The 11,382-nt window shown below is 65.9% G+C and carries 10 protein-coding genes; 5 read left to right on the top strand and 5 right to left on the bottom strand.

From position 1 onward, the window contains the following. The first annotated feature begins 63 nt into the window (after positions 1–63). On the top strand, positions 64–561 hold the full coding sequence (locus VGI12_03555; protein ID HEY2431725.1) for an SPFH domain-containing protein: 498 nt from the start codon (positions 64–66) through the stop codon (positions 559–561). A gap of 62 nt (positions 562–623) precedes the next feature. Here the strand turns inward: VGI12_03555 and VGI12_03550 are convergent, their stop codons facing one another. From VGI12_03550 to VGI12_03535, 4 genes are read right to left on the bottom strand one after another with little or no spacing between them, the layout of a single operon-like run. Next, positions 624–2,669, bottom strand: coding sequence for an alkaline phosphatase D family protein (locus VGI12_03550; protein ID HEY2431724.1), 2,046 nt, complete (start codon positions 2,667–2,669; stop codon positions 624–626). 45 nt (positions 2,670–2,714) lie between these two features. Then, on the bottom strand, positions 2,715–2,969 hold the full coding sequence (locus tag VGI12_03545; GenBank protein HEY2431723.1) for a hypothetical protein: 255 nt from the start codon (positions 2,967–2,969) through the stop codon (positions 2,715–2,717). Continuing rightward, the gene (locus VGI12_03540; protein ID HEY2431722.1) at positions 2,966–3,727 is read right to left on the bottom strand and encodes a sulfite exporter TauE/SafE family protein; all 762 of its coding nucleotides are present in this window, start codon (positions 3,725–3,727) and stop codon (positions 2,966–2,968) included. Before VGI12_03540 ends, VGI12_03545 begins: the two co-directional genes overlap by 4 nt. Before the next feature lie 37 nt (positions 3,728–3,764). Beyond that, positions 3,765–4,061 (bottom strand): antibiotic biosynthesis monooxygenase, encoded by a 297-nt coding sequence (locus tag VGI12_03535; protein ID HEY2431721.1) that lies wholly within the window; start codon positions 4,059–4,061, stop codon positions 3,765–3,767. Positions 4,062–4,290: 229 nt separating this feature from the next. Between VGI12_03535 and VGI12_03530 the strand changes: the two genes are divergently transcribed. From VGI12_03530 to VGI12_03515, 4 genes are all read left to right on the top strand, one after another. Then, positions 4,291–7,134: a protein kinase gene (locus tag VGI12_03530; protein HEY2431720.1), complete on the top strand. Its 2,844-nt coding sequence runs from the start codon at positions 4,291–4,293 to the stop codon at positions 7,132–7,134. A gap of 29 nt (positions 7,135–7,163) precedes the next feature. Beyond that, complete coding sequence (locus tag VGI12_03525; GenBank protein HEY2431719.1) at positions 7,164–7,709, top strand: hypothetical protein; 546 nt, start codon at positions 7,164–7,166, stop codon at positions 7,707–7,709. A 70-nt stretch (positions 7,710–7,779) separates the two neighbouring features. Beyond that, positions 7,780–8,718: a cytochrome c gene (locus tag VGI12_03520; GenBank protein ID HEY2431718.1), complete on the top strand. Its 939-nt coding sequence runs from the start codon at positions 7,780–7,782 to the stop codon at positions 8,716–8,718. After that, positions 8,715–10,406, top strand: a complete 1,692-nt coding sequence (locus tag VGI12_03515; GenBank protein ID HEY2431717.1) for a PQQ-binding-like beta-propeller repeat protein — start codon at positions 8,715–8,717, stop codon at positions 10,404–10,406. The genes VGI12_03520 and VGI12_03515 overlap by 4 nt, the downstream gene beginning before the upstream one ends. Positions 10,407–10,697: 291 nt before the next feature. Here VGI12_03515 and VGI12_03510 read toward each other — a convergent pair. Beyond that, positions 10,698–11,382, bottom strand: a 685-nt coding sequence (locus tag VGI12_03510) for a hypothetical protein (GenBank protein HEY2431716.1), incomplete at its 5' end; no start/stop codon positions are given.

The raw sequence follows: 11,382 nt of genomic DNA, 5'->3' as shown, positions 1-11,382 counted from the left end.
TCACAGAAGATCATCACCAAGGACAATGTCTCTATCGACATTGCTGCGGTGGCGTATTAACACATCGTCGACCCGACGAAATCGGTGCTCGCTATCGAAAATGTGAACGCCGCTATCAACCAGATCAGCCAGACGACCGTGCGGAATGTCGTGGGGCAGTTCAGCCTCGATCAGCTCCTTTCACAGACGCTGGCTATCAACGCGAAGATCAAGGATGTCATTGACGGGCATACCGAGCCGTGGGGCGCTCAAGTGACGGCCGTTGAAATCAAGGACATCACGCTTCCAGACAACATGCAGCGCGCCATGGCCAAAGAGGCTGAGGCCGAACGCGAGCGACGCGCAAAGATTGTGGCGGCCGAAGGAGAGTTTCAGGCGGCGGTCAAGCTTGGTGAAGCGGCGGATATCATCTCGCAGCATCCGGTGGCGCTGCAGTTGCGGACGCTCCAAACCATGGCCGAGATCAGCGTGGAAAAGAACTCCACCATTATCTTCCCGGCTCAATTCATGACCACGGTTCAGGAGGCCATCAAGATGATCCGCGGGGACGGGGCCGCGTGATCGCGGTTCTTCTCCGTCGGGAGTGAATCATACCAGGCTGTCGGAGAGGGTTTGGAGCCATCTCAGATCGAAAGGCCGGGATCGCCCTCAATGACTTGCTGGCGCAGCTCAGGCCGCTCGCCCGGTTTCCACAGCGATGCCGTGTGGACGACCCGGTAGCGAAGAGGACCGCCATCGGGACGATCGCTGCGCGTGATCGGCCGTGGAATGCAGACGAACTCGGTCCGCATTTCATCGCTGGCGAGCCGCACCGTCGCATAGCCGTGACCGCCCATGTCCACGAATTCAAGGTGCGGAGAAAGTTTCGGATTGGAAACGGCGTGAGCGCGCTTCAGGTCGAAACTCTTGGCGTATTCGAGGCACGAGCGGACGCCGTGCTTGAGGAGCATGTTGTAGGTCCATTCGGGCGGACCCGCTGGCCGATCGGCCAGGAACAGCGAACGGAGCGGATGATCCTTGCGAAGATTGTGCTCATACGCCTCCATCGTCCCAGGGCTGGCCAGCGAGGCGCCGACGAAACTGATCCCGACCGGCTCGAACTTGGCGGGCGGCAAGAGGGAGGCGGCATAGCCGGCCCAAAAGCTGTGACGGTCGCCCGATACGATCGCGAATCCGGTGATCTTTGAATCGCGGATGAGGTCATAGATTTCGCCGCGCTCGTGGTAGGCGCTGCCATAGTCGCCGCTGCCGATCTGCGCGAAGGTGTCGGCCGGCCACTTTTGCTTGGTCAGTCCATCGGGAAGGTTCTGCGGGTCGGCCCGCAAGTCGAGAGCACCCTGCGAATTGCCCCAGATCTTCCAGGTTGCCGCGGACCGGCGGAGTTGGTCCATGAACCATTGCTTCTGATGGGTCCCGAGGATTGTGCGCGGCGGAGAGTCCTTTCGCGGATTCGGGATGCTTACAGCGCCAAAACTGAGTTCGGCAGGCGGCTTGCCGCCGTTGAAGGTGCGGCCGGCATCGAGCGCGATCATCGCCGGTTCAGAGAACATCCCGTTGAACGTCGGATCGTAAATCTTGCCAACGCCATCGGCGTCGGTCGGGTCGTCGCCGCAGAAGCTGTGCTGGTCGGTGAGAAAGAGATCGAGGTGCCGGCCGTAGCGGAAGGACCGATAGGCGATCAGGCTGTTGATGGCCTTCAGATTGTTGGGTTCGATCCCGAGACCATTGTCGTCCCACTTTTCGATCGGCACATTTGTCACCGCCAGTGCGCCGAACGTGTCGAGCGATCCGCTCGGCGCCGTCACGCGCGCGGGAAGGTATTCGAACCATGCCTGGTTGGCGGCGACCTTGACAGTCTGGCCCGGCTGCGGCGGGCCTCCTGCCTGGACAATGCTCTGGCGGCCTTGCCAGGAGAATTCGTGATTGTCCCAGATGGCGACAAACGGCCACCGCGCCCGCGCGTCTTGCAGGTCGGGATCAGCGAGGTAGCCCTTGTAGACGACGCGATAGCCTTCGACCGTGAGCGGGTAGTGGAAGTTGCTGGTTTTGCCGCCGTCAGGAATTCGACCGACGTCGTAGATCGTGCGGTCGTATCGCGTCTTCACCTCGTCGGGATATTCGACGACCTCATAGATGAAATCACCGAGGTGGAGAACGAACCCGAGTTGATCGGCGGGCGCCGCGCGCTCATCCTCGAAGATCATCCGGCGATAGCCGTTGAGCTTGCCTTCGTTGAGGCTCTGACAGCTGACGAAGGCGAAATTGACCGGCCGTGGATCGTTCGCCGGCGGCGCGGTGATCGTCCGGCCGACGCGGCTACCGTTCCCCTCTCCATCGGTGAAGCGGTACCAGTAGACCCGGGCAGGCTTGAGATGACCGACCAGCACGCGCGTCGTCCAATCCGATTCCGCCGAGACCGGCGCGGAGGCCTGTGCGACGACCCGCCGGAACGCATCATCCTCGGCAACCTCCACCGTGAGCACACGTCGGCCGGATGACTTCACTCCCGGGGCCCCTGCCCCCGAGTCGAACGGCCGCCGAGTCCAGAGGATCACGCTGCTCGGATCGCGATCGCCGGACGCGACGCCCTCCGGATACAGGTCGCGCCGCTCATGCCAGCCGGTGGTGGACGCTCGAGCCGAGCCGCCCCACGCCAGCGAGGCCCCCATCGCCGCGGCCAATCGAACGAACTCGCGTCGAGTGAGCGTCATCGTCTATCCCCTTCGCAATCTCTCCAGCATGCCCGCAACGTGATCGGCCATGAACTTCGACATGAAAATAATAAGGTGGCGCAATAAGAGCGCGATGCCCGATGGGACGAACGGTGCTTTCAGCAGTTCCGGCCGCCAGTCGTTTTCGACGAACCGGCCGGAGTCGCCGCTCCCTTGCTTGGCTTCGCAGGTCCGGGGGAAGAGCTGGGGCAGGGACCGAATCGGGGCGTCGGCTTCCCCGTCAAGTGACAGGTTCAAAGGAGACCGATCGCCGCTACCGCTTGCAGGAACAGCACTGCGCCGGTCAGCAGCAACCCGCCATACACAACCCGAACGAACCCCTCGCCCTTCATTCGCTGGTTGATGGCGCGCCCGGCAAACGTGGCGATGATCACTGCTGGCAGAGACCAGAAAAAATACCAGGTGACAGCAGCCGTCCAGAGTCCGATGAGTGAGTAACCGGCCAGGCCGACAACGCTCACCGGCAAGAAGTACGCCTGCAGCGTCGCTCGAAAATGTTGAGGAGACCACTTCCGCAAAGCACCGTAGATGGCCAGGGGCGGTCCATTCATGCCGTATGCGCCACCGAGGACCCCGGCGAAGAAACCACAGACGATCAGCCAGCCGACGTGGTCATGAGACAGGCTCCGACCCCTGCCCATGGTGAGTGAGTAGAGCGAAAAAGCGATGATCACCGAGCCGAGCAGCAGTTTGACGACCTGATCGTCGACTCGGACCAGGAGGAGGACGCCGAGCGGAATACCAACGAGCGACGCAAGGATCAGCCCTGCCGCGGCTCGGAATTCGATGCCGCGCCGATCCTGGACGACAACGACGCCTGCGACGACGATCGACACGAGCACCGCGAGCGGCGCCGCGACCTCCACCGGCGTACGAAGCGCCAGCAGCGGCACCGCAACCAGGGCTTCACCGAACCCGAGCGTCGAACGAATCAGCGTGGCAACAAAGATGACGGCGACGACGTACGCCGTCAGGTTGAAAGCGACTGCAGGCACGAGCGCAAACGGGAAGTCACGTGGCGCGACCGATGAACTACAGCTTGGCGGCCAGCACGTCGACCGATTCGATCGTCGGTGGCTGCGACAGAAGTTCCGGCGCCTTGGCCATCAGCGTGGCGGCAATCTGCCCGGCCAGATGCGCCTGCCGTCCAGAATCATCCGCGAACGCGTCGAAAATGCCAAAGGTGGATGGCCCGAGCTTGAGCGCGAACCAGACGGTGGTCGCGGTTTCGGCATTCGCCAGGGGCAGCGCACTCTTGAGGAGCGCTTCAACGGCAGATTCCTTCCCAGGTTTCGCTTCGAGCCGAGCGAGCAGTGCGACATGGACCATCTGAGACCTCCTGCGTGCGACTGGAATAGCTCAAAGAATCCATTCTAGCCGCGCAGAGCCGAAACTACCGGATGCGGCTCATCGACGATTCCCACCCCCGGATCTCTGAGCCAGCGGTCATACGCAGCCCATGCCCTTGGCTGGGTCATGACCTCGTCGCCCATCACTGCCAGCGCCGCTTTGCTACCGAACCGGCGCGTAAGCCGGCCTTATAATCAGGCCGTTCCGGATGGATCTGCAACCAGGCACACGCCTCGGTCCCTACGAAGTCACCAGCCTGCTCGGCACCGGCGGCATGGGTGTCGTCCATGCCGCGACCGACACCCGCCTCGGACGGCGCGTCGCGATCAAGCTGCTGCCCGCTGATGCCGTGACCGATCCCGAACGCCGCCGTCGCTTCATGCAGGAGGCGCGCGCCGCCTCGGCGCTGAATCATCCCAACATCGCCCAGATCTACGACGTCATCGACCTGCCCGCTGACGGCGGTCCCCACACCGCCGGCGCGATGGACGGGATCGTGATGGAGCTCGTCGACGGCACGCCGCTCGATCGGCTGCTCGCCGACGGGCCGCTGGCGCCGCGGCGCGCGCTCGACTACGCGGTGCAGATCGCGTCGGCGCTGGGGGCGGCGCACGCCGCCGGCATCGTGCACCGCGACATCAAGCCGGCCAACATCATCGTCGGCGGCGACGGCCGCGTGAAGGTGCTCGACTTCGGGCTGGCGAAACTCGCCGGGCCGGCTGGCGACGCGACGGTGACGTCGGTCGCGACGCGCCTCGGCATGATCATGGGCACCGCCGCCTACATGTCGCCCGAACAGGCGCAGGGACGGCAGGTCGACGCCCGATCCGATATCTTTTCGTTCGGCGCGGTCCTGTACGAGATGCTCGCCGCCCGACGGCCGTTCGGCGGCACTTCGGAGCTGAGCGCGATCTCGAGCCTGCTCAGCCAGCCGCCGACGCCGTTGAGCGGCGTGCCTCGCGACGTCGAGTCGATCGTGCTCCGCTCCCTGCAGAAAGCGCCGGACGAGCGGTATCCCACCGCCGACGTCATGCGCGCGGATCTGGTCCGCGCCCTGTCACGCCTGACCGCCGAACCGACATGGCGCCGTCCGTCGGTGCTCGTGCCCGTCGCGCTCGCGCTCGCGTCGATCGCCGTCTACGGCGCGTGGCAGACCGTGCAGGCGCGCGGCGCCCGCTGGGCGCGCGAAGAGGCGATTCCTGAGCTGGAGCGCGCGCAGTTCACGCAGCACACGATCGACGCAGTCCGGCTCGCGCGCAAGGCCGAAAAGTACGCGCCTGAAGACGTGGCGCGCGTCCGCGGCACCTGGTTGCGCGTCCCGCTGCACACGATCCCGGAAGGCGCCGCGATCGAGATCAAGAACTACGACGACGTCAACGGGGCGTGGGAGCAGTTCGGCACGTCACCGGCCGAGATCACGCTGCCCTTCGGCTTCTATCGCTTCCGGCTGACCAAGCCGGGCTACCGCACGGCTGAAGTCGCCGGCGCCGCGCGCGCGGCGACGTTCACGCTGGTCCCCGAAGGAGCCGCTCACGCCGGCATGGTTCCGGTCTCAGGAGGCCCCTATGCGTTCGGCATCACCGACCGTGTCACGCTTCCTGCCTACTGGATCGGCCGCACCGAGGTGACCAACCGCGAATACAAGGCGTTTGTCGACGCCGGCGGCTATCGCAACGCCGAGTACTGGGCCGAGCCGTTCGTCGACGGCGACCGCACGCTGCCGTTCGCCGAAGCGATGGCGCGATTCCGCGACGCCACCGGACAGGCGGGCCCGAGCACGTGGGAGGTCGGCGCCTACAAAGAAGGACAGGCCGATTATCCGGTGGGCGGGATTTCATGGTTCGAGGCAGCGGCCTACGCGCGCTACGTGAACAAGCGGCTGCCGTCGGTCTTTCACTGGTACAAGGCGTCGGGCGCCGACGAAATCTATTCGAACATTCTTCTGCTGAGCAACTTCGACGGCAAGGGTCCGTCGCGCGCTGGTGAACGTCCCGGGGTCAGCCCGACTGGCGCGCTCGATATGGCCGGCAACGTCAAGGAGTGGTGCTCGAATCCGTACCGCTTCGACGCGCGGCGGCGGTTCATCGTCGGCGGCGGGTGGAACGAGCCGGCCTATCGCTTCGGCGAGGCCGACGCCCAGAACGCCTGGGATCGCCGCGCGACCTACGGCATGCGCGTCGTGGAAGATCCTGCCGCGCCCGCGGCGGCCGACGCGCCTGTGGGACGGGTCAATCCCGATCCGAAGACGATCGTCCCCCTCGACGACGCGTCGTTCGAGCCCTACAAGCGCTTCTACGCCTACGACCATACGCCGCTCGACACGCGGGTCGCGGCCACCGACGACGCCAATCCCGATTGGACGAAGGAGACCCTCAGTATCGCGGCGGCCTACGGCAGCGAGCGCATTCCGGTCTATGTGTTCCTGCCGAAGCACGCGACGCCGCCGTACCAGACCATCGTCTACTTCCCGACGTCGTACGCGCGCACCGTGCCGTCGAGCGCCCGGCTCGACATCGCGATGTTCTCGTTCCTGGTCAAGAGCGGCCGCGCCGTGGCCTATCCCGTTTATCAGGGCACCTACGAGCGCCACAACGATGCCGCGGTCGGCAGCAACGGCTACCGCGACATGCAGGTGCAGTGGGCGAAGGACTTTTTCCGCGTCGTCGACTACCTGGACACGCGCACCGACGTCGACCATGCGCGCCTGGGCTTCTTCTCGGTGAGCATGGGCTCGTACTTCGCGCCGATTCCGATCGCGCTCGACACGCGGATCAAGGCGGCCGTGATGATCGCCGGCGGCCTGCGTTACAACTACCCGCCGGAAACGCAGCCGGCCAACTTCATGCCCCGCGTGCATATCCCGGCGCTGCTGATCAACGGCGACGCCGATTTCGAAACGCCGCCGGAGGCGCGGGAACATTTCCTGGAGCTGCTCGGGAGCACGGAGAAAAAGCGCCTGACGCTCGAGGGCGGGCACGTGCCGAGCGATTACACATCAGCGATTCGCGAGACGCTGACCTGGTACGACAGATACCTGGGCCCGGCGCGGTGAATCCCTCCTGCTTTGTTAAAAACGCTTTCGTGATCGTCGCAGCAGTTTTGCAGGGAGCCTGTTCGAGTCCGAGCATCGCTGCGGCCCAGCGGCCGTTGGACGCGAGCCGCGAACGAGGCGCTTCTGCAATCTACGCGGCCGTGCTCCAACGCGCGTGGCATAACCAGACCGACGCTCCGCTGTTGCAGCGGGAAACGGAGCCACTACAGGGCTGCGCGGGATTTCTCCCTAAATTGACCGGCGAATGGGCGGACGTCGCAAAGGACTTTCAGCGCCAGAACGCACGCGAGCGAACTTTGCCGCCTGCGCTGCCGACGACCATCCGGTATCGATTGATCACTCGCGCCGAGATTCAGGCCGACGATGCGCGCTTAGCGCGGAAATATCCCGGGGGCTGGCAGCGCCGTCCCGAATCGATGGAGTATTGGGCCGTTTCGGCCGTTGGCTTCAATCGAGATCGAACCAAGTCGATGGTTTACGTTCGCAGCCGGATGTCGGGCGGGGTCGTTCGTCTTGAATTCAAGGACGGGAAGTGGGGCGACGCCGCCGGAGAGACCTGCGGCTGGATCGCATGATCGGAGCACCTGCGCCGGCCGCCGACTGGGCGTATAGTCTCAGCCAGCCCGGCAGTTGAAAAGCCACGCGATGCACAAGACGACGTTTCTTGCCCTGGCGGTCATCGCCATCGCCGGCGCGGCGGACGGACGACTCGGCAGCGCCGCACCCGGACAGTCCCCACCGCCAGTGATCGCGGCGCTCGCGCCGTCGCCGCCGGACGGGCCGCCGCCGGATCCTACCGCGGTCGCACGAGGAACGACACTCTACGAAACGACGCTCAATTGTGCCGCGTGCCACGGCGTGACGGGACGCGGCGGCCCGGGCAACGCGCCGGATGTCACCAAGTCGGCGCTCGCCATGCAGCCCGACAACGGCCGCGCGCTGGCGGCGTTCCTGCGGGCCGGCCGGGTCGAGAAGGGGATGCCCGCCGTCCCAACTCTGACCGGGGCGCAGGCTGCCGACCTGTCTGCGAAGCTGCGGTCGCTTGGTTTTGCCGCGGCGCAGACGCCGGGCGCACAGCGTGCCGGTGGGCGCGGCGCGCGGCCCGGACTGCCGGCGGCGCTCGCCGGCCAGCAGCTCTCGATCGTGGTCGGCGATCCGGCACTCGGGAAGACGTTCTTCAACGGGCCGATCGGCCGGTGCTCGTCGTGCCATTCCGTCGTCGACGGCCAACAGAGCGCCGCTGCGAACCTGGCGCACATCGCCAGCACGTACCCGGAGCCGAAGACGCTGCAGAACGCGATGCTGCTCAACCGTGATTTGGGCTGGTCGCCGCGAACGAGCAAGGACGTGACCGCGACGATCACCTATCGGGACGGGCGGACGCTGAAGGGCTACCTGTCGAGCGTGTCCGACTTCAATGTCGTCATCCGGGACGACAACGGCACGGAGACGGTCGTCACGCGAGCCGACGGCGAACCCCGGGTCGTGCTGACCGATCGCCTGCAGCATCACCTCGACCTGCTGGCGAAGTACTCCGACAACGACATCCACAACCTCACCGCCTATCTCGTGACACTCAAATGAGCATCCGACCTCTGTTCGCGGCGGGGGCAGGCAGCCTTCTGACGGTCCTGGCCGTCTCCGGCGCGCCTCAAGAGCCGCCGCCGCAGCCCGCTCGTCCGAATCAGCGCGCCACGATCCGCCCCGTGAGCGCCGACGAGCTCATGAAAAGTCCTGCGGACGACTGGCTGACCTATCACGGGTCGTTCTCCGGCAATCACTACAGCCCGCTGACGCAAATCGACAAGGGGAACGTCGCCACGCTGAAGCGGATATGGATCAGCGACACGGATCCCGCCGTCGGGCAGCCGAGCCGATTCGCGCGCGGCGCGGCGGGCCGCGGCACCACGTCGGTTCCCGCCGGCCGTACGGGTGTGGGGCCAGGTTGGGCGGCGGCCGGCGTGATCGCGTCGGGGCTGATCGTGCGCGACGGCGTCATCTTCTTCACGAGCGGCCCGAACGCCTACGCCGTCGACGGGAAGAGCGGCCGCCAGATCTGGCACTACGTCGCGAGGAGCAGCGGCGGCCTGAGCAATCGGGGCCTCGGGATTCGCGGCGACACGTTGTACATGATGGCGAACGGCGGCCTGACCGCTATCGACGCAGCCACCGGCGCGGAACGTTGGACGAAGGACCTCGGCGGCGCGGTTCCCCCCATCGCCCCGATGATCGTGAGAGATCACGTGTACGTGGCGTCGGGAAGCGACAGCGGCACGTCGCGATCCTGGCTCGAGTCGAGGAACGCGCAGACCGGCGAGCGCGAGTGGATCTGGTACGCGGTCCCGAAGAAAGGGGAATTCGGGTTCGACACGTGGCCGTCCGAGGAAGAGGCGTCCGGCGGCGCCGGCACCCCATGGCAGGCGCCGACCTACGATCCCGAGCAGAACCTGCTCATCTTCGGCACGGGGAATCCCGATCCGATCAAGGACGCGCGCGCCCGCCCCGGCGACAATCTCTTCACCGACTGCGTGGTCGCGCTCGACGCCGACACCGGCGTCATGAAGTGGTACTTCCAGGCCACGCCGCACGATAGCCACGACTACGACAACAACCAGTCGATGTCCCTCGCGACGGTCACGGTCGCGGGGCAACCGCGCAAGGTGGTCACCTGGATCTCGCGCAACGGCTACTTCTTCACTGTCGATCGGACGACCGGCGAGAACATCGTTACGTCGAAAGTGTTTCCCTCCGCGAACTGGGCGTTCGATCGGCTGCGATCGAACGGCACGCCGGAGGCGATCGACAACAAGCTGTTGCAGCGCGGCGGCACTCTCGTGTCGCCCGGTTCCGAGGGGGTCGCCAACTATCCCGCCCAGAGCTTCAGCCCGCAGGCGGGCCTGCACTACACGAACGTCGTCGACGGCTACGGCGTGTTCTACTGGAGCGGCGAGACGTTCATGGGGACGTTCAAGAACCAGCTCCGCGCGACCGATCCGGCGACCGGCAAGGTCGCATGGCAGCACGACTACCAGGAGCCTCTCGGCATCCACGCCCGCTACTCGAGCGTGCTGACGACCGCCGGCGGCCTGCTGTTCTCGGGCGACATCTCGGGAAACTTCGTGGCGTTCGACGCCGCCACCGGAAAGATCCTCTGGCACGACGAGTTGCCCGACGCATCGGTCACGGGCGTGCCCGTGACCTTCACGATTGCGGGCCAGCAGTACGTGGCTGTGCCGGCCGGAATGAAGATCGTGACCTACGCCGTGAAATAGCCGTGCTGATCATCCGCACCGTATACCGCTGTTCGCGACGGTGAAGCGATCGCGCGGTTGGTATCGTGGGACTCGGCCGCATCGGCATCGCGATCGGCCGCCGCCTTGATGCCATCAAAGTCGGGGTCGCATACCATTCACGGCGCCCGCGCGGATGCGCCGTATCGCCGCGACGACGATCTGCGGGCGATGGCCGCCGACGTCGACATCCTGCTGGTCATCGTGCCGGGGACCGCCGCCACCAGGCATCTGATCGATGACAAGGTCCTTGAAGCGCTGGGCCCGGACGGCTTAGCGGACCAGCAAGGTCCGGCCGGCCCGCAGTCCACTGGGCGGCGGATCAGGCGGATTCACGACGACTGTGACAGCGCTGCTGATCGAGACCGCGGGGGGGGCGTCCGGCGACGGCGCCCCACCCGTCACCGTCACGCTGTCGAAGATCCCCGTGGCGTTGGTGCCGGTAACGTGGCTCGACACCGCAACGCCGACCAACACCGATGGATTCATCACGAAGGCATCGCTCGCGACCAGCGTCCAGGACCCGCCGTCGGCGGACTCGTAGCCGCTGATCATGTTGCCGGTGCGCACCAGCTTGACCCAGCGCGGCGCCGTGGACTGGCTGCCTGAGGTGCTGACACTGGCGTTGCCGTCGGCGAGGCGGCGCTGGAACGGCACGCCTTTGGCCGGGGACGCGGCGACGAGCATGAAGGCCTGCGCCGCTCCCGGCGAGAGCGAGTTGCGGATCATCACGCCCGCCTTGGTCCAGTTGTTGACCAGCTGGATGGAGGCCACGCGGGCCACGATGGTCCCGTCGCCCTCGAGCGTGCGGTAGACATAGTGGACCGCGTCGGCCGTGCCCCACACGTCGGCGCCCGCCCCCGTCACGGTGAACGTGGTGTCGGTCGCGCCGCCGCTGCCCGCCACGCCGGTCGCGCCGACATCCCCTTGGCTCCAGCCGTCGGGCAGCGTGCTCGGC

It is taken from the genome of Vicinamibacterales bacterium, assembly GCA_036496585.1.
Classification (GTDB): Bacteria; Acidobacteriota; Vicinamibacteria; order Vicinamibacterales; family 2-12-FULL-66-21; genus JAICSD01.
The sequence above is the reverse complement of the archived record's forward strand: the minus strand, read 5'-3'. Positions and strand labels throughout refer to the sequence as shown.